We start from the raw sequence: 18606 nt of genomic DNA, 5'->3' as shown, positions 1-18606 counted from the left end.
GCGCCGAGCAGCGCGCCGGCGCACTCCGGGCCGTCGGGCCCGGTCAACCCGGCGGGCGCGGCACCGCCCGTGCCGGTGTCGGTGGACAGCCGCGCCGGCTCGCCGCCGGCGCGGACCCAGACGTCGCCGGGTCCCTCGGGCAGCTCGACCGCCGCCCAGCCGCCGGACGTGCCGGGCCGCGGGCGGGCCGGGGTGAGCTCGTCGGCGCTGGTGCCCACCTCGGCGCCGTCGGCCGCGACGTGCACGAGGTTCCAGCCGGGCCGGTTCGGCACGACGACCACGTCGACGAGCTCGTCGCCCAGCGCGATCCGCGCCGCGGTGGGTACGCCCGGCACCGGGTCCGCGGGGCGCAGGACGACGGCGTGCGCGGTGCCGGCGGTCAGCGCGAGGGCCACCACCGACGCCGCGACCCGGACGCCGACGGTCGTCGCCCGCGCTCTTGGCCGGGCCACGGCGAACCACGCCAACCCAACCAGGGCGAGCACGACCCCGGTGTGCAGGCCGGGCAGCGCACCGTCGGGTCCGGCGCTCAGCCAGGCCCGGGCGAACTCCACGAGCGCCAGGCAGGCGCAGGCGGCGAACAACCACGGCGCGACCCGGCGGAGTATCTCGACGAGCGGTGCGAAGCGGGGGTCACGCGAGAGCAGCACGTACATCGGCACGGCGAGGCCGGCCAGCAGCAGGGGCACGACCTGCGCCGGCAGCCGCAACCCGCCGGAAACCAGCAGCTCGATGACCGCGGCGGCGCCGGCGACGCCGACCACGGCCGCGGTGGTCCGCCGGTCCGGCTCGGCGAGGAACCCCCGCAGCAGCACGAAACCGGCCACCAGGGGCACGGCGGCGAGGAGGACGACGCGCAACAGGGTCGGGCCGATGCTGAACCCGACGGTCAGCACGTGGTCGTGGCCGCCGCCCACACTCAGCACCGCCACCATGATCGCTCCCCTGGCTAGATCGCGGAACCTCGTGCGCCAGTCAAGAGAATACGACGAACGGCCGCATCTTCGACCTTGCCGATTTCGGGGCAGGTTGGGATGCGGCCGCTCGGGTGTCGACTGGCTACGCGGGCACGGGTGCCTTCAGCCGCGGCAGCTGGAACAGCTCCACGAACCGGTTGAGCATCGCCGGGTCGCCGGACACCGAGACCTGCCGGCTAGCGAGGGCCTCCTCGGCGCTGATCTCCCCGGTGAGCAATGCCTTGAGCTGCGCGCCCGGGTTGATCACCGCGTCGGCGTCGGCCAGCGCGCCGCTGCCGACCTCGACCGCGCCGTCGTCGATCTTGGCGTGCAGCACGATGTCGCCGAGGTTCAGCACGAAGGTCAGGTGCACGCCGCGCGCCGCCTGCGGCAGGAACGAGGCGCGGATCGCCACGATCAGCGAGTCCGCCGTGACGATGTCCTCCGGCCGCGGCGTGGCCAGCGAGATCGCCCCCCACCGGCCCAGCGCCAGCAGCGCCTCCTCCAGCGCCCGCCCGTACTCGGTCAGCTCGTAGACGACGTGGTCGCCGTCCACCGGGTCGCGGCGGCAAATCACGCCGCTGTACTCCATCTCCTTCAGCCGCGTGGTCAGCAGCTTCTCGGAGATCCGGGGCAGGCCGTTGTGCAGCTCCGCCACCGTCTTCGGGCTCACGAGCAGATCGCGGATGATCAGCAGCCCCCAACGCTCACCGACCATCTCCGCCGCCCGGGACAGCCCGCAGTACTGCCCGTAGGTGGCCCGCGTGACCGACTGCAGCTCGGAGACGACCGCCTCGAGCTGGGTCGGCTCCGCACCGCTCGTGGTGAGCTTGAACCTGTCTCCGGAAATGGTCAGGCCGTCGCGGTCCATGACCACTTTCCAACTGGATTCGGTCATCGCCCAGCGTCCATTCTTCTCGGCGGCCATGCGGTCGCAGTGCGTTTCCTGGTGGTCCTATAGTCCGACCCGACCGGCACGAGACGCATCTCCTCGGTTGCGAGCTTCGTCACTACTGTCCATTGTGGATCGTCTGGCCCAGCGACGACCGGCCGGTCCACCGCACGGTGGACCGGCCGTCGTGGTGGCGCGGGATCAGGCGGCGTCCGCCTCGGCGTCGCGGACCCGGTCCATCGGCTTCACGTCCGGGTTGTGGAAGATCTCGTGGATGCCGGACACCCCGGACAGCATGGTGGCGAAGTCGATCTTCTTCGGCCGCAGCCGGTCCGGGTCGAGCGTGTCCTGGGCCTTCTCCCAGTACTCCTCCTTGTTCTTGGTCCGGTCGTAGAAGAAGCGGACGAAGTCCAGCAGCGAGTACAGGAAGTCGCGGTAGTCCTGCTCGTACAGCTCGAGCATCCGCTCCTCGGTCTCCGGCGCCGCCAGGATCGCGTCGACCGTCTCCGCGAGACCCTTCGCGCCGCGCATCGCCAGCCCGACGCCGGTGGACAGCAGCGGGTCGATGAACGCCGCCGCGTCGCCGACCAGTGCCCAGCCGGGGCCGACGAACCGGGTGCAGGTGTAGGACCAGTCCTTGATGGTGCGGAAGGCGCTGGCCTGGAAGGCACCGGTGGTGAGCGCGCGCACCTCCTCGGACTGGCTCAGCTCCGAGTGGTAGAGCTCCTCGAGCGTCTTGCCGGACTTCTTGTACTCGTCGATCGGCGTCACGTACCCGACGCTGACCGTGCCGTCGGACAGCGGGATGTACCAGAACCAGCCGGCCGGACGGTTCTCGGTCACCGTGTCGCCGGCGCGAGTGCCGCCGTAGCGCTGGCAGCCCTGCCAGTAGGTCCACACGGCGATGTTGCGCAGGTCGTCGTGGTACTCGACGAGGTCGTAGCGCTTGGCGAGCAGGTGGGACTGACCCGAGGCGTCGACCAGCAGCCGGCAGTTCGCCGTCCTGGTCTCCTTGTCGCCCTTGCGCAGGTAGGTGACCCCGACGATCCGGTCGCCGTCGTAGATCGGCTCCTTGACCGTGGCCTCCTCGATGACGAATGCGCCGAGCTCGCGCGCCCTGGTCATCACCAGCGCGTCGAAGTCCGCGCGGCGCACCTGGTAGGCGTACTCGTAGTCGGAGGCCTCCTTGAACCGGAAGTCCCAGGTGCCCTGGTTGCGGCCCCACAGCAGGGTGCCGCCGTACTTCTTCATGAAGCCCATGTCGTCCAGCCGCTCGCGCAGGTCCAGGGCCTCGAGCGTGGGCATCGAGCCGGTGATCAACGACTCACCGATGTGGTAGCGCGGGAACTTCTCCTTCTCCAGGACGAGCACTCGGTGGCCCCGCTGGGCGAGCAGCCCGGCCGTGGCCGATCCACCCGGTCCACCGCCGATCACGACGACGTCGAAATCGTCAGTAGAGTTGATCACTGTTGTCCTCCGTTCCGCGCGTGCGGTTTGGTTTCTCGTTCGGGGTCGCTCGATTCGTCACGGGAGCGAGCGGACGAACGCCCGGATGTCGGCGACCAGCGACGCCGGCTGCTCCATCGCGGCGAAGTGCCCGCCGTGCTCGAACTCGGTCCAGTGCGTGATCGTCGGCAGGTCGCGGTCGGCGAGCCGGCGGATCGGCAGCAGGATGTCGTGCGGGAACACCGCGACACCGACCGGCACGGTCACCGGCGGCGGCGCCGCGCCGCCCGCGCCGCTGATCTGGCGCAGTCCTTCGGCGTCCTCGAAGTACAGCTGTGCCGACGATCCCGCGGTACCGGTCAGCCAGTAGATCGAGACGATCGTGAGGATCAGGTCGCGGGCGATCGCGTCCTCGGGCACCTTGTCCGAGTCGGTCCACTCGCGGAACTTCTCCACGACCCAGGCCAGCTGACCCACCGGCGAGTCGGTCAGCGCGTAGGCGAGCGTCTGCGGGCGGGTGGACTGGAGCTTCATGTACGCCGAGAGCTCGGTGTCGAACCGCTGCAGCCGGCCGAGCCGGGCGAGGTCGGACTCGGGGAGGCCGGCGAGCTCCTCGGGGTCGCCGGACGGGAAGGTCATCAGCATGTTGACGTGCACGCCGAGCAGGTGCTCGGGATCGGTGCGGCCGAGCGCGAGCGAGATGACCGAGCCGGCGTCGCCGCCCTGGGCGACGTAGCGGTCGTAGCCGAGCCGGCTCATCAGCTCGGCCCACGCGGTGGCCACCTTCGCGGTGCTCCAGCCGGCCTGCCCGTGCGGGCCGGAGAAGCCGAACCCGGGGATCGACGGGATGACCAGGTGGAAGGCGTCGGCCGGGTCGCCGCCGTGCGCGCGGGGGTCGGCCAGCGGGCCGATCACGTCCAGGAACTCCGCGACCGCCCCGGGCCACCCGTGCGTGACCAGCAGCGGCGTCGCGTCCGGCTCGGGCGAGCGGACGTGTAGGAAGTGGACGGTCGCACCGTCGATCTCGGTGGTGAACTGGGGATGGGCGTTCAGCCGCGCCTCCGCGGCGCGCCAGTCGAACTCGGTGCGCCAGTACTCCGCCAGCTCGGCCAGGTAGCCCAGCGGCACACCGCGATCCCAGCCGGTGTCGGGCAGCTCGGTGGGCCAGCGGGTGTCGGCGAGCCGTCGACGCAGATCGTCAAGATCGGCCTGCGGGATCTCGATGCGATAAGGCTCCATGCCATGACGGTGCTGCCCGATGCCGCCTCTGCGCATCTCTCCGGTTGCGCCACCTGTGCGGAGATGTCGCACATTCCAGAAGATGCGACTCGCGAGCCGGCCGTGGGAATCTTCGGCGAATCCGCGTGGAGTCCGAGGAGGTTTCCGGAAATGGGGAACGTACGGAATCGTGCGCTCGTGCTCGGCGGCGGCATGGCCGGCCTCCTGACCGCGCGGGTGCTGTCCGAGTCCTACGCCGAGGTCGTCGTGGTGGACCGCGACGCGCTCGCCGGGGTGCGGGAGCCGAGGCGCGGCGTGCCGCACGGCCGGCACGCGCACGCACTGCTCGCCCGCGGCCAGCAGATCCTCGAGGAACTGTTCCCCGGGCTGGAGCGCGAGCTGGTCGACAGCGGCATCCCGGCCGGCGACCTGGCCGGGAACCTGCGCTGGTATTTCAACGGCCGCCGCCTCGCGCCGGCCAAGACCGGGCTCACCAGCGTGTCGGCCACCCGTCCAGTGCTGGAGGCGCACGTGCGGGCCAGGGTCTCGGCGCTGCCCAACGTCCGGTTCCTGGAGGAGCACGCGATCCGCGGCATCGAGTCCACACCGGACAGGAGCCGGGTCGTCGGCGCCACCGTGCAGGCGGCCGCCGAGGGAAGCGCGGCGGAGCTGATCGAGGCGGACCTGGTGGTCGACGCGACCGGGCGCGGCTCGCGCGCCACGGTCTGGCTGGAGGAGCTGGGCTACGCCCGGCCCGCCGAGGAGCGGATCAAGGTCGACCTCGCCTACACCACGCGGCACTACCGGCTCGACAGCGACCCGTACGGCACCGACCTGTCGATCAACCCGGTGGCCTCGCCGGCCAACCCGCGCGGCGCCTTCTTCCCCAAGCTCGCCGACGGCAGCTCGCAGCTGTCGCTGACCGGCATCCTCGGCGACCACCCGCCGACCGACCCGGACGGCTTCCTCGCGTTCGTGAAGACCCTTGCCGCGCCGGAGATCTACGAGGCGGTGCGCACCGCGGAGCCGCTGGACGACCCGGTGACCTTCCGCTACCCGGCGAGCGTGCGCCGCCGCTACGAGAAGCTCACCCGCTTCCCCGAGGCGCTGCTGGTGATCGGCGACGGCGTGTGCAGCTTCAACCCTGTCTACGGTCAGGGCATGACCGTCGCCGCGCTGGAGGCGTACGCGCTGCGCGACCACCTGCGTGACGGTGACCCGCGGCCGCTCGCGTTCTTCCGGGCGATCTCGCCGATCATCGACTCGCCGTGGGAGATCTCCGCCGGCGGCGACCTGGGCTTCCCGGGCGTGGAAGGCCCGCGCACGCTGAAGGTGCGGATGGGCAACGCGTTCATGGCCAAGCTGCACGCCGCGGCGACGATCGACCCGGTCGTCACCGAGGCGTTCTTCCGGGTGGCCGGGCTCGTCGACCCCATGCCCGCGCTGATGCGCCCGAGCGTGGTGCTGCGGGTGCTGCGCGGCGCGAAGCGGGTCGCGGCCGGACAGTCCATCGTGGACGACCAGGGCTCGCTCGGTCGGGCCGCGTGATGCCCGACTCTCGTGGTGACGAGGTCGTGGTCACCGTCTGGCTGGCCGACCATCCGTTCTTCCCCGGCTTCCTCGACCCGCTGAAGGAGGCCGCGGACTCGTTCAACGCCACCCACCCCGGGCGGCGGATCGTGGTCGAGGGCCACGACTTCCGCAAGCTGCCGGCGGACGTGGCCGACGCCGTGGCGCGCGGCAACCCGCCGGACGTCGCCGAGTACTACACCAGCGCCACCCAGCTCGCGCTGGACACGATCGCCGAGGACGGCGAGCCGCTGTTCACCTCGGTCGAGCGGGCGGTGGCCGGGCGGAGCGAGATCCTCGGCGAGCCGGTGCGCCTGGCGGAGATCCTGCCGACCGCGCGCGACACGTACGTCGTCGACGGCGAGCTGCGGTCGGCACCGGTCACCATCACCACGCCGCTGCTGTACACGAACCTGACCCTGTTGCGGCGCACCGGGATCACCGAGCCGCCGTGCACCTGGGCCGAGCTGGAGACGGCGTGCCGGGCGCTCGCGGAGCTGGGCAGCGGACACGAGCGCGGCCCCGAGCGCGGCGCCGTCTGGCCGGTGCACGGGTGGCTCTTCCAGCAGGCCGTCGCCGAGCAGGGCGGACTGCTCGCCGACCACGACAACGGGCGGACCGGCCGGCCGCGACGGGTCGACCTGTGCTCGCCGGAGCTCCTGGCCTATGTCGAGTGGTGGCGCCGGCTGCACCGGGCCGGCCACTACCTCTACACCGGCGCGCAGGCCGACTGGGCCGGCGCATTCGATGCGTTCGTGTCCGGGCGGGTCGCGTTCACCGTCGCCTCCTCGGTGCAGACCGGGATGATCGTGGCGGCGGGCCGCGAGGCCGGGTTCGAGGTCGGCGCGAGCCGGCTGCCGCACAACGGCGAGGTCCCCTACGCCGGCAACGTCGTGTCCGGACAGTCCCTGTGGCTGGCGCGCGGGCTCGACGAGTCCACTCAGGACACCGCGCTCGCGTTCCTGTCCCACCTGCTGGCGCCGGACACGGCGGCGGCCTGGCACCGCGGCACCGGGTTCGTGCCGGCGACCGGGGCGGCCTACGACCTGCTGGCCGGCGAGGGCTGGTTCGACGCCACCCCGCAGCTGGCCGCCGCGACCGGTCAGCTCGCGGCGTCGGACCGGTCGCCCGCGGCGCTCGGCCCGGTGCTCGGTGACCTCGCGGCGATCCAGGACCTGCTCACCCAGGCGATGGCGGACGTGCTGGAGCGCGACGCCGACCCGGCCGAGCGGTTCGCCGCGGCGAACGCCGAGGGGCAACGCCTGCTGGACGACTACAACGCGCACTGCCACGGGCCACGCCGGCGCACCCCGCCCCGGCTCGACGTCGGCTGAGCGCACCCGATCGAGAAAGGACCCTGACGTGACTACCGACCACGCATCCAAGGCGGGTCGCCGGGAATGGCTGGGGCTCGCGGTCCTCGCCCTGCCGACGATGTTGCTGTCGCTCGACATCAGCGTGCTGTTCCTCGCCCTGCCGCACCTGAGCGCGGACCTCGGGGCGAACAGCACCCAGCAGCTGTGGATCACCGACGTCTACGGGTTCATGACCGCCGGCTTCCTGGTCACCATGGGCAACCTCGGCGACCGGGTCGGCCGGCGGCGGCTGCTGCTCATCGGCGGCACCCTCTTCGCGATGGCGTCCGTGTTCGCCGCGTACGCGCCGAGCGCCGAGCTGCTGATCGTGGCGCGCGCGCTGATGGGCATCGCGGGCGCGACGCTGCTGCCCTCGACGCTCTCGCTGGTCGCGCACATGTTCACCGACCCCAAACAGTTCGGCACGGCGATGGCCGCCTGGACCGCCGCGTTCATGGCCGGTATCGCGCTCGGTCCGGTCGTCGGCGGCGCGATGCTCGCCACGGCCTGGTGGGGCTCGGTGTTCCTGCTGGCGCTCCCGGTGATGGCGGTGCTGCTGGCGACCGCGCCGAAGCTGCTGCCCGAGTTCCGCTCGCCGGAGTCGGGGCGGCTCGACCTGGTGAGCGTCGTGCTGTCGCTGGCGGCCGCGCTGCCGGTGATCTACGGGCTCAAGGAGCTGGCGCGCACCGGCTGGGCGGCGTCGTCGGTGCTGGCGATCGTGGTCGGCGTCGGGTTCGGCGTGGCGTTCGTGCGCCGGCAGAAGACGCTCGCCAGCCCGCTGCTGGACGTTCGGCTGTTCGCCAACCCGACGTTCCGGGCGGCGGTGCTGATCGGCCTGCTCGTGGCGGTCCTGCAGAGCGGGACCGGCCTGCTGGCCAACCTGTTCCTCCAGGTCGGCGAGGGCCTCACGCCGCTGGAGGCCGGGCTGTGGCTGGTGATCCCGGCGCTGGCGCTCGTGCTCGCGATCACCCTGACGCCGAAGGCGACGCGGACCTTCCGGCCGGGCTACGTGCTCGCGGCCGGCATGGGGATCGCGGTGCTGGGGCAGCTCGTGCTCACCCAGGTCGGCACCGGTGCCGGGCTCGCGGTGCTGATGGTCGGGCTCAGCGTCGTGTACTTCGGCGTCGGCCCGGTCGGCGCGGTGGTCAACCAGCTCGCGATCGGTGCCGCGCCGCCGGAGAAGGCCGGGTCGGCGGGCGCGCTTGTGGGCACCGGCGGCGAGTTCGGCGTCGCGTTCGGCGTGGCCGCGCTCGGCAGCATCGGCACGGCGGTCTACACGGCACAGGTCGAGGTGCCGACGGCGGTGTCGGGCGAGCTGGCGGCCACGGCGCAGGAGAGCGTGTCCGGCGCGGCCGCGGTGGCCGGTCAGCTGTCCCAGCCGGCCGCCGGCGAGCTGTTGGCCTCCGCGCGGGAGGCGTTCACCGGCGGGCTGAGCGCGGTGGCGGCGGTCAGCGCGGTGCTGTTCCTTGGCCTGGCGATCCTGGCCGGTCGCGCCCTGCGCCACGAGGGCCCGGTGGGCCACGGCCACGGGCACGGCGACGACCACGAGGACGACCACGAGGACGGGCATGGCCACGAGGACACCCACGGGGACGCCCAGCCCGCTCCGGCGGCGGACGCCACCGAGCGGGCGGCCTGACTTCTGTCGACTAGCGATAAAAAAATCGCGGTGGCATCAATCTCGCTTTGATGCCACCGCGATAAAAAGTAGCCCCGACGGGATTTGAACCCGCGCTACCGCCTTGAGAGGGCGGCGTCCTAGGCCGCTAGACGACGGGGCCGCGGCGATCGACTTGGTCGATCAGGGAGAACGCTATCAGTGTCGACTTCGTTCTTCCCTGCTGGGGTACCAGGACTCGAACCTAGACTAACTGAACCAGAATCAGTCGTGCTGCCAATTACACCATACCCCACCAGCACAGAGGATCTTGTGGCCGCGGCTCACCGCCCCTAGTGCCGGGAAGAGATGTTAGACCACAGGCCGTCGACTCCGGAAATCGGGGCGGGAGCTGCCGACAGGTCCGGGGTCCGGTACTCGGTCACCAGCAACTCGGGCAGGTCGGCGAGGCTCTCGATCACATGGACCCCGGCGTCCGTGCGCACTTCGTGACAAGCCGTGAGCGCACGGTCCAACCACACACCGTGCAGGCCGGCGTCCCGGGCGCCGAGGGCGTCCGCCTCGAGCAGGTCGCCCACGTGCAAGGTGGCCTCGGCCGGCACGTCGAGCCGGGCACACGCCGTGTGGAAGATCACCGGATCGGGTTTGGCGGCGCCGAGCTCGCCGGCGATGATCACCGTGTCGAAGAAGCGGCCGATGCCCAGCCGGTCGAGCTTGGCGCGCTGGTGGCCGCCCGACGCGTTGGTCACCGCGGCGAGCCGAACTCCCGCGGCGCACAGCCAGTCCAGGCACGGCAGCGTGTCCTCGAACAGCCGCGACGCGTCGCGCAGCCGCGCGCACCGGCGGTGCTCCAGGTCGGCGACGAGGTCGTCGTCGAGCAACGCGCCCAGGTCGGCGAAGAACGCCTTCGTGCGCTCGGCGTGCATGTCCTCGTACGCCAGTTCGCCGGCCACCACGCGCGCCACGTGCTCGTCGGTGGTGCGCTGCCAGCGCGACCACATGTCGTCGCGACCGATGAGGTCGAAGAGCGCCTCGCGAGCGGTGCTGGTGAAGTCGATCAGCGTGTCGTCGATGTCGAGGCAGACGGCACGGATCGGGATGGGCCGGTGCACGCCTTCCAGCCCGCGGGCCGCGGCCGCGCGCGGCCGGCGTACCCCCGCGGGGGCTTGTGTCTGAAAGGGAACGAGCCCAAAGGTCATCAGGCGAGGCTAGGCCCTGACCGGCGGGAACCGAAATGGGCTAACCAGGCGATAGTCGCTCTACTGACACGATTAAGTCAGCAACCAAACCAGCCGGCCGAAAAGGCTATATCGTTTTTTGTCAGTGCCGCGTTACGGCGTTCTCAGCTTTTCGCATGACGCAACCGCCGAAGTGACCGTTCGCGGCCCAGCAGCTCCAGCGACTCGTACAGCGGCGGCGACACCGTGCGGCCCGTCGCGGCGACCCTGACCGGTGCGAACGCCTTGCGTGGCTTGAGCCCCAGGCCGTCGATCAACGCCGCGCGCAGCGCCTCCTCGATCGCCGGCGTCTCCCACTCCGCGACTCCCTCGAGCGCGGCGATGCTGGCGTCGAGTACCGGATCGGCGGCCTCGCCGAGCGTCTTGGCGGCCGCGTCCGGCTCCGGCGCGAACTCGTCTTCCGTGACGAACAGGAACCTGACCATCTCGACGGCGTCGGAAAGGACGGTCACCCGCTCGCGGACGAGCGGCGCGATCGCAGTCAGCGTGCTTATCTGTTCGTCCGACGGGTTTTCCGGTAGGACGTTCGCGGAAACCAGGTAGGGTACGACCCGCTCGACGAAATCCGCTTCGGACAGTCGCCGAATGTGCTCACCGTTGATCGCCTCGGCCTTCTTGAGGTCGAAGCGGGCCGGGTTCGAGCTCACCCGGGAGATGTCGAACGCCTCGGTCATCTCCGGCATGGTGAAGATGTCCCGGTCCTCGGAGATCGCCCACCCGAGCAGCGCGAGGTAGTTGAGCAGGCCCTCGGGCAGGAAGCCGCGGTCCCGGTAGTGGAACAGGTTCGACTCCGGGTCCCGCTTGGACAGCTTCTTGTTGCCCTCGCCGCGGATCAGCGGCATGTGCCCGAAGGTCGGCGTGAACGTGGTGACGCCGATCCGCCGCAGCGCGCCGTACAGCGCGATCTGCCGGGGCGTGGACGGCAGCAGGTCCTCGCCGCGCAGCACGTGCGTGATCCGCATCAGCGCGTCGTCGACCGGGTTGGTCAGCGTGTACAGCGGCGCGCCGTTGGCTCGCACGAGCACCGGGTCGGGCACGCTGCCGACCTTGAACGTGACCTCGCCGCGGACGAGGTCGTCGAACGTGATGTCCTCGTCCGGCATCCGCAGCCGCAGCACCGGCTCGCGGCCCTCGGCGCGCAGCTCGGCCTTGCGCTCGTCGGTGAGGTCCCGGTCGGCGTTGTCGTAGCCGAGCTTGGGGTCCTGCCCGGCCGCGCGCCGCCGTGCCTCGACCTCCTCGTTGCTGGAGAAGGACTCGTACAGCTCGCCCGCCTCGAGCAGCCGGCGCGCGACGTCGGCGTAGATCTCGCCGCGCTCGCTCTGCCGGTACGGCCCGTCCGGCCCGCCGGCCTCCGGCCCCTCGTCCCAGTCCAGGTGCAGCCAGCGCAGCGCGTCGAGCAGTGCGGCGTAGCTCTCCTCGGAGTCGCGCGAGGCGTCGGTGTCCTCGATCCGGAACACGAGCTTGCCGCCGTTGTGCCGGGCGAACGCCCAGTTGAACAGCATCGTGCGGACGAGCCCGACGTGCGGGGTTCCCGTCGGCGATGGGCAGAAGCGGGCCCGGACGTCGGCCGGGGCGGATGCAGTACTCATGGCCCGATCAGGGTATCCGCCTTGACTCGCCACCCCGCCCGGTGCATCCTGATGTTATTCAACACCCGGTGAAATCGAGGGTCCTGGAGGGATTCACATGACGGACACCGAGCGGACGACCTGCCTCGTCGCCGGTGGCGGACCGGCCGGCATGGTGCTCGGCCTGCTGCTCGCACGGGCCGGCATCGAGGTGACGGTGTTGGAGAAGCACGCGGACTTCCTGCGCGACTTCCGCGGCGACACCGTGCATCCGTCGACGCTGGACCTGCTCGACGAGCTGGGGCTGGGCGAGCAGTTCGCGAAGCTGCCGCAGCGACGGCTCCAACAGGCACAGGTCCCCTACCGCAACGGCACGCTGAAGTTCGCGGACTTCACCCAGCTGAACGGCCGGCACAAGCACCCGTACATCTCGCTGGTGCCGCAGTGGGACCTGCTGGACCTGTTGGCCGGCGCGGCCAAGCAGGAGCCGACGTTCACGCTGCGGATGAACACCGAGGCCACCGGACTCGTCGTCGAGGACGGCCGAGTCACCGGAGCCGAGTACCGCACCCGCGAGGGCGGGTCGGGCCGCATCCTGGCCGACCTGACCGTGGCCGCGGACGGCCGCACCTCGGTGCTGCGCAAGGTTGCGGCGCTGACCGTGCGGGACTGGCCGACGCCGCTGGACGTGTGGTGGTTCCGCTTGCCACGCAAGGAGGGCGACCCGTCCGGCGCGGTGGGCGTGGTGAGCCAGCACCGGGCCGCGGTGCTGCTCGACCGCGGGTCTTACTGGCAGAGCGCGACGCTGATCAAGAAGGGCTCGGACCCCGAGCAGCGCAAGGGCCCGGTGCGCGACATGGTCGCGAGCATCGCCGCGGCGGCGCCGTGGCTGGCCGACCGGGTCGACTCGCTGGACTCGTGGGACGACGTGAAGCTGCTGGACGTCCGGCTCGACCGGCTGGACCGCTGGTACCGCGACGGCCTGCTGTGCATCGGCGACGCGGCACACGCCATGTCGCCGGTCGGCGGGGTGGGCATCAACCTGGCGGTGCAGGACGCGGTCGCCGCGGCCACGCTGCTGGCCGAGCCGCTGCGCCGGGGCACGCTGAACACCGGCGACCTCGCGAAGGTGCAGCGCCGCCGCCGGCTGCCGACCGTGGTGGTGCAGGGCATGCAGCGGTTCCTGCACGCGCGGGTGATCAGCCGTGCGGTGGACGGCGACTTCGACGTCGTCAACCTGGAGAAGCCGCCGCTGCCGATGCGCCTGGTCGAGCGGTTCCCGAAGCTGCGCGCGATTCCCGCGTACGCGATCGGCTACGGCGTCCGCCCGGAGCACGCCCCCGAGTTCGCCCGCCGCTGAGAGCGTCAGCGCTCGCCGGCCGGGGCCCCGTACCAACGCCAGGACGTGAGCCGCGGCCGGCCGGGCAGCTCGGCTCGACCGGTGGCCCACAACAGGGTCTGCCACCGGTCGGTGTCGGCCGGGGCGTCGGGGAACAGCCGGGCCAGCACCTTGTCGCACAGCTGCGCCGGCGGGTTCCAGCCCAGGCCAAGCCCGAGGGCGATGTCGTGGGTGTGCACCAGAATCTCCACCACGCCCATCGCGGCGAAGCCGACCGGGTCGGCGGCGCCGTGGCCGTGGTGGGAACGCACCGTCGGCGCCGCGGTGCGGACCATCGCGACCAGCAGCGCGCCGCAGCCGTCCAGGACCTCCAGCAGCCCGGCCGGCCCGGCGGTCCGGTCGGCGAAGATGACGTTCGCCGGCCCGCCCTCCCGGCTGGCCCACCAGTGCAGCGGCACCTCCCGCTCCAGCGAGGGCGTGCGGGGACCGAGCTGGATCGCGTAGGCGAACAGGTCGTCGGCGAGGTGCTCGACGGTCTCCCAGCAGGTCCATTCGAGCGTGCCGGCGGGCACGTCCCAGTCCGCGTCGACCGCCCTGCCGAGCGTGTCGAGGGACAGCCGGACGGCGCCGTCGAGATCGTCGGCGGTCAGCATTCGATCACGTTGACCGCCAGGCCGCCGCGAGCCGTCTCCTTGTACTTGATCTTCATGTCCCGGCCGGTCTCGCGCATGGTCTTGATGACCTTGTCCAGCGACACCACCTGGTTGCCGTCGCCGTGCAGCGCCATCCGCGCGGCGTTGATGGCCTTCACCGACGCCATCGCGTTGCGCTCGATACACGGGATCTGCACCAGCCCGCCGACCGGGTCGCAGGTCAGGCCGAGGTTGTGCTCCATGCCGATCTCGGCGGCGTTCTCCACCTGCTCGGGCGTGCCGCCCAGCACCTCGCACAGCGCGCCGGCGGCCATCGAACAGGCCGAGCCGACCTCGCCCTGGCAGCCGACCTCGGCGCCGGAGATCGACGCGGTCTCCTTGTAGATCACGCCGATCGCGCCCGCGGTCAGCAGGAAGCGCACCACGCCGGCCGCCGACGCGCCCGGCACGAACCGCCAGTAGTAGTGCAGCACCGACGGGATGATGCCGGCCGCGCCGTTGGTCGGGGCGGTGACGACCCGCCCGCCGGACGCGTTCTGCTCGTTGACCGCCAGCGCGAAGAGGTTCACCCAGTCCATGACGCGCAGCGGGTCGGTGGAGAACGGGTCGGTCGACAGCCGCTCGTACATCTCCCGGGCGCGGCGGCGCACCTTCAGCCCGCCCGGCAGCACGCCGTCCTGCGTGTAGCCGGCCCGCACGCACTCCCGCATGACGTCCCAGATGCCGGTCAGGCCGGCGCGGATCTCGTCGTCGGTGCGCCACGCGGTCTCGTTGGCCCGCATCACCTCGCTGATCGGGAGCCCGGTGCGCCGGCAGTGCGCCAGCAGCTCCGCGCCGGTGCGAAACGGGTAGGCCACCTCGGTGTCGTCGACCTTGATGCGGTCCGCGCCCTGGGCCTGTTCGTCGACGACGAACCCGCCGCCGACCGAGTAGTACGTCCGCTCCCGCTCGACGCCGTCGCCGGCGGCGCGGAACCGCATGCCGTTCGGGTGAGCCGGCAGGCTCTTGCGCCGGTGCAGCACGAGGTCGGCGTCCGGGTCGAAGTCGATCTCGCGCGTACCCAGCAGCACGAGCCGTTTCGTGGCGCGGATCTCGTCGACGCGGTCGGCCACGGCGTCCGTGTCGACGGTCTCCGGCTCCTCGCCGGCGAGCCCGAGCAGCACCGCGCGGTGGCTGCCGTGCCCGTGCCCGGTGGCGCCGAGCGAGCCGAACAGCTCGGCCCGCACCGAGGTGACCTTCGCCAGCAGGCCGTCCTCGGCGAGGCCGGACACGAACGTCCGCGCGGCCCGCATCGGGCCGACGGTGTGCGATGAGGACGGTCCGATGCCGATCGAGAACAGCTCGAACACGCTGATGGGCAATTAAGTCTCCTTGGAGGCGTCTACCAGCCAGTCTGCGAGGTACGGCGCGAACGACCCCCGTACCAGCACATGGTAGGTCGGCTCGGTGCTGTCGGGATGGCTGTCGACCTGCCGGAGGATCACCTGCGCCCGGGCCAGCAGCGTCTGCGCGCACTGGCCGGGTCCGAACGCCCGCGGGTGCAGGTCGATCGACATGCCGTGCTCCAGCAGGTCGCGGGCGTGCGGGCCGGACAGCTCGATCGTCGTGCGGTTGGCCGACACGTCGACAACGGACTCCGCGGACTCCGCCGTGAGTTCTGCCACGCGGTCGCCGGCCGGCGCCACGGCGAGGTACTCGTCCGGCCCCAGCCAGAGGATCGCCCGCTCCCCCGCCATCGCCACCCGGTTGGGCGCGGGCAGCGGGACGCCGAGCAGTGTGTCGGCGGTGGTGCGGACGTTGATCATCGTGAGGAACGGGATCTCCCGCACGTCCGACCGGCCCGCGAGTGGGCTCCGCCGAAGTTCCAGGCGCGGCTCAACCGTCACGGCGGGCTCCCTCCGGGTCGTAGAGCACGGGTTCCACCACGGTCGCCGCGATCGTCCGGTCGCCCAGCGGCGCGTGCAGCACGTGGCCGAGCCGGTCCCGGCCGCTGCGCACCAGCGCCAGCGCGAACGTGCGGCCGAGCGCCGCGCTGCGGTAGCTGGACGTCACGTGGCCGAGCATCGGCACCGGCGGGTCGAGCGGCGTGTCCGGCGCGACCAGCTGCGCGCCCTCGGGCAGGAGGGCGTCGGGGTCGACCGGCAGCAGGCCGACCAGGTGCTTGCGGTCCGGGCGCGCGGTGTCCGGCCGGCGCAGCGACCGGCTGCCGACGAACTGCTTGCGCTTGGACACGATCCACTCCATGCCCAGGTCGATCGGGGTGACCGTGCCGTCGGTGTCCTGCCCGACGATCGGGTAGCCCTTCTCCGCGCGCAGCACGTGCATGGTCTCGGTGCCGTACGGGGTGATGCCGTGCTCGGACCCCGCCGCGTACACCGCCTCCCACACCGCGAGCCCGTACCAGGTGGCCACGTTGACCTCGAATGCCAGCTCGCCGGAGAAGCTGATCCGCGCGATCCGGGCCGGCACGCCGTTCGTGAGCGTGGTGTCGGTGAACCGCATGAACTCCAGGTCGACCGCGTCCGGTGCCAGCTTCGCGATGACCGCGCGGGACTTCGGGCCGACGACCGCGATCGTGGCCCACTGCTCGGTCACCGAGGTCAGCCGCACGCGCAGGGCCGGCCACTCGGTCTGCAGCCACTCCTCGAACCAGTCGAGCACCGCGGCCGCGTTGCCGGTCGTGGTCGTGGCCAGGAAGCGGTCCTCGGCGAGGCGCAGCACCACGCCGTCGTCGAACACCATGCCGTCCGCCTTGCACAGCAGGCCGTAGCGCGCCGCGCCGACCGTCAGCTTCTTGAACGCGTTGGTGTACATGCGGTTCAGGAACTCGCCGGCGTCCGGGCCGACGATCTCGATCTTGCCGAGCGTGGACGCGTCCTGCATGCCGACGCCGGTGCGCGCCGCCGCGCACTCGCGCAGCACGGCCGCCGTCATGTCCTCGCCGGCGCGTGGGTAGAACCACGGCCGCTGCCACTGGCCCACGTTCTCGAACTCCGCGCCGCGCGCGACGTGCCAGTCGTGGATCGCGGTCACCCGCGCGGGGTCGTGCAGCGCGCCGCGGTCGCGGCCGGCGAACATCGCGAACGGCACCGGCGTGTACGGCGGCCGGAAGGTGGTGGGCCCGGGCGGGCCGGCACCCAGCGCCTCGGCGATGAGGCCGAGCGTGTTCACGCCGGCGGTCTTGCCCTGGTCGTGCGCGGTGCCGATGGTCGTGTAGCGCTTGACGTGCTCGGCCGAGCGCATGCCGGCGCCGGTCGCGCGCAGCACGTCGGCCACGGTCGCGTCCCGCTGCAGGTCGACGAAGTGGTCATCCCAGCTGCCGTCCGGCGACTGGACCGTCCACAGTGGCTGGTTCGGGTCCAGCTCGCCGTTCGCCGAGCCGACGGAAACGTTTGCCTGGCGCGAGCGGTCGGGGACGAACGCGGCCAGCGCCTCGTCGTAGCGCAGCGTCCCACGCGCCTGGCTGTGCAGAGCCACCACCGGGTTCCAGCCGCCGGACACCGCGACCAGGTCACAGTCGACCGTCTCGACCGGACCGCCGGTCGGCGCGCCGAGCCGCGCGGCGGTCACCGAGGAGTCGCCCTCGGTGCCGACCACGACGGTGCCGAACCGCACCTCGCCGCCGGCCGCCCGCACCGCGCCGGCGAGCGCCGACTCCGGGCGGGCATCCGCGACCAGCACGTCCACTCCGGACGCGAGGAGGTCGAGCGCGGTCGCGTAGGCGCCGTCGTTGGTGGTGCACACGACCGCGCGGGTGCCCAGCCGGACCGCGTACCGGTTGAGGTAGGTACGCACCGCGCTCGCCAGCATGACGCCCGGCCGGTCGTTGCCGGCGAACACCAGCGGCCGCTCGTGCGCCCCGGTCGCCAGCACGACTCGCCCGGCGCGCACGTGCCACAGCCGGCCGCCGCCGGGCCGGCGCTGCGCGATCGTCAGGTAGTTGTGGTCGTAGTAGCCGAACACCGTGGCCCGGGTCAGCACGCGCGTCTCCGCGAACCCCGCCAGCTCGCCGGCCACGTCGTCGACCCACGCCCAGCGGTCCGGAGTGGACAGCGCGGAGCCGCCGACCTCGGGCCCTTCGTCGGCGAGGATCACCCGCGCGCCGTTGCGTCCCACCTCGAGCGCGGCCGCCAGTCCCGCAGGGCCGGCGCCGGCAACGAGCACGTCGCAGTGCGCGTGCTTGTGGTCGTAGCGGTCGCCGTTCGGCTCGACGAGCCGGCCGCGACCGGACAGCGTCTCGGCCGCGAGCCCGTCGTACAGCTCGACGGTCGTGGCCGGCAGCATCGGCTCCGCACCGACCTGCAACAGCGCGTTGGGCTCGGCCACCCCCGCGTCGACGATGCCGCGCGGCCGGTCCCGGTACGCGCTGCGGCCGACCTCGCGAACCCCGTTCGCCAGCAACGCCGACGCGACCGTGTCGCCCTGGAACCCCGAGTAGGACACCCCGTCCACGGTGAAGGTCAGCGGCGCGGACCGGTCGATGCGGCCACCCTCGGGAAGCCTCATGAGCCGTCCCCGAGGAACTCGTGGGTCGCGGTGTCCCGGACGACGTCGAACCAGCGCCGGCACCCGTTGGTGTGCACCCAGCGCTCCGCGAACGGCCCCTTCGGGTTGTCCCGGACGAACACGTACTCGGCCCACTGCGCGTCGGACAGCGCATCGGGATCGGCCGGGTAGGCCACGCCCGCGGCGCCACCGTAGGAGAACTCGACCTCGTCCCGGTTGCCGCACCAGGGACAACGGATCAGCAGCAC

Annotated in this window: 15 protein-coding genes and 2 tRNA genes; 4 read left to right on the top strand and 13 right to left on the bottom strand. The window is 72.0% G+C overall.

Annotation, left to right across the window (positions count from 1 at the left end):
- The 4 genes from ACRDSK_RS07635 to ACRDSK_RS07620 all read right to left on the bottom strand — a co-directional run.
- Positions 1–935: DUF6239 family natural product biosynthesis protein (locus ACRDSK_RS07635; RefSeq protein ID WP_431439246.1), on the bottom strand; the 935-nt coding region annotated here is incomplete at its 3' end.
- A gap of 124 nt (positions 936–1059) precedes the next feature.
- On the bottom strand, positions 1060–1854 hold the full coding sequence (locus ACRDSK_RS07630; protein WP_431439245.1) for a winged helix-turn-helix transcriptional regulator: 795 nt from the start codon (positions 1852–1854) through the stop codon (positions 1060–1062).
- A gap of 195 nt (positions 1855–2049) precedes the next feature.
- Positions 2050–3315, bottom strand: a complete 1266-nt coding sequence (locus ACRDSK_RS07625) for an NAD(P)/FAD-dependent oxidoreductase (protein ID WP_431439244.1) — start codon at positions 3313–3315, stop codon at positions 2050–2052.
- 57 nt (positions 3316–3372) lie between these two features.
- Positions 3373–4533: an epoxide hydrolase family protein gene (locus tag ACRDSK_RS07620; protein ID WP_431439243.1), complete on the bottom strand. Its 1161-nt coding sequence runs from the start codon at positions 4531–4533 to the stop codon at positions 3373–3375.
- Positions 4534–4683: 150 nt separating this feature from the next.
- Between ACRDSK_RS07620 and ACRDSK_RS07615 the strand changes: the two genes are divergently transcribed.
- Genes ACRDSK_RS07615 through ACRDSK_RS07605 form a run of 3 tightly spaced genes read left to right on the top strand, consistent with a single transcriptional unit; the run spans position 4684 to position 9075 of the window.
- On the top strand, positions 4684–6060 hold the full coding sequence (locus ACRDSK_RS07615) for an FAD-dependent oxidoreductase (protein WP_431439242.1): 1377 nt from the start codon (positions 4684–4686) through the stop codon (positions 6058–6060).
- Positions 6060–7415, top strand: a complete 1356-nt coding sequence (locus tag ACRDSK_RS07610) for an extracellular solute-binding protein (RefSeq protein ID WP_431439241.1) — start codon at positions 6060–6062, stop codon at positions 7413–7415. The genes ACRDSK_RS07615 and ACRDSK_RS07610 overlap by 1 nt, the downstream gene beginning before the upstream one ends.
- Before the next feature lie 28 nt (positions 7416–7443).
- Positions 7444–9075: an MFS transporter gene (locus ACRDSK_RS07605; protein ID WP_431439240.1), complete on the top strand. Its 1632-nt coding sequence runs from the start codon at positions 7444–7446 to the stop codon at positions 9073–9075.
- 69 nt (positions 9076–9144) lie between these two features.
- On the opposite strand, the gene ACRDSK_RS07600 is transcribed toward ACRDSK_RS07605, so the two are convergent.
- The 4 genes from ACRDSK_RS07600 to gltX all read right to left on the bottom strand — a co-directional run bounded on the left by ACRDSK_RS07600 (position 9145) and on the right by gltX (position 11881).
- Positions 9145–9217, bottom strand: a tRNA-Glu gene (locus ACRDSK_RS07600).
- Between the two features lie 60 nt (positions 9218–9277).
- Positions 9278–9349, bottom strand: a tRNA-Gln gene (locus ACRDSK_RS07595).
- Between the two features lie 37 nt (positions 9350–9386).
- Positions 9387–10253, bottom strand: coding sequence for an HAD family hydrolase (locus tag ACRDSK_RS07590; RefSeq protein WP_431439239.1), 867 nt, complete (start codon positions 10251–10253; stop codon positions 9387–9389).
- A gap of 143 nt (positions 10254–10396) precedes the next feature.
- Positions 10397–11881: a glutamate--tRNA ligase gene (gene gltX / locus ACRDSK_RS07585; protein ID WP_431439238.1), complete on the bottom strand. Its 1485-nt coding sequence runs from the start codon at positions 11879–11881 to the stop codon at positions 10397–10399.
- 97 nt (positions 11882–11978) lie between these two features.
- On the opposite strand from gltX, the gene ACRDSK_RS07580 reads away from it, so the two are divergent.
- Positions 11979–13220, top strand: coding sequence for an FAD-dependent oxidoreductase (locus ACRDSK_RS07580; protein WP_431439237.1), 1242 nt, complete (start codon positions 11979–11981; stop codon positions 13218–13220).
- A gap of 5 nt (positions 13221–13225) precedes the next feature.
- On the opposite strand, the gene ACRDSK_RS07575 is transcribed toward ACRDSK_RS07580, so the two are convergent.
- From ACRDSK_RS07575 to ACRDSK_RS07555, 5 genes are read right to left on the bottom strand one after another with little or no spacing between them, the layout of a single operon-like run.
- A complete protein-coding gene (locus ACRDSK_RS07575; protein WP_431439236.1) occupies positions 13226–13852 on the bottom strand; it encodes a maleylpyruvate isomerase N-terminal domain-containing protein in 627 nt (208 codons plus the stop codon).
- On the bottom strand, positions 13846–15213 hold the full coding sequence (locus ACRDSK_RS07570; protein ID WP_431439235.1) for an L-serine ammonia-lyase: 1368 nt from the start codon (positions 15211–15213) through the stop codon (positions 13846–13848). Before ACRDSK_RS07570 ends, ACRDSK_RS07575 begins: the two co-directional genes overlap by 7 nt.
- A complete protein-coding gene (locus ACRDSK_RS07565) occupies positions 15214–15738 on the bottom strand; it encodes a sarcosine oxidase subunit gamma (RefSeq protein ID WP_431439234.1) in 525 nt (174 codons plus the stop codon).
- Complete coding sequence (locus ACRDSK_RS07560; RefSeq protein ID WP_431439233.1) at positions 15728–18358, bottom strand: 2Fe-2S iron-sulfur cluster-binding protein; 2631 nt, start codon at positions 18356–18358, stop codon at positions 15728–15730. Before ACRDSK_RS07560 ends, ACRDSK_RS07565 begins: the two co-directional genes overlap by 11 nt.
- Complete coding sequence (locus tag ACRDSK_RS07555; protein ID WP_431439232.1) at positions 18355–18606, bottom strand: sarcosine oxidase subunit delta; 252 nt, start codon at positions 18604–18606, stop codon at positions 18355–18357. Before ACRDSK_RS07555 ends, ACRDSK_RS07560 begins: the two co-directional genes overlap by 4 nt.

The organism is Actinophytocola sp. (assembly GCF_050699915.1).
Classification (GTDB): Bacteria; Actinomycetota; Actinomycetes; order Mycobacteriales; family Pseudonocardiaceae; genus Actinophytocola.
This window is presented reverse-complemented; position numbering and strand designations above follow the sequence as displayed.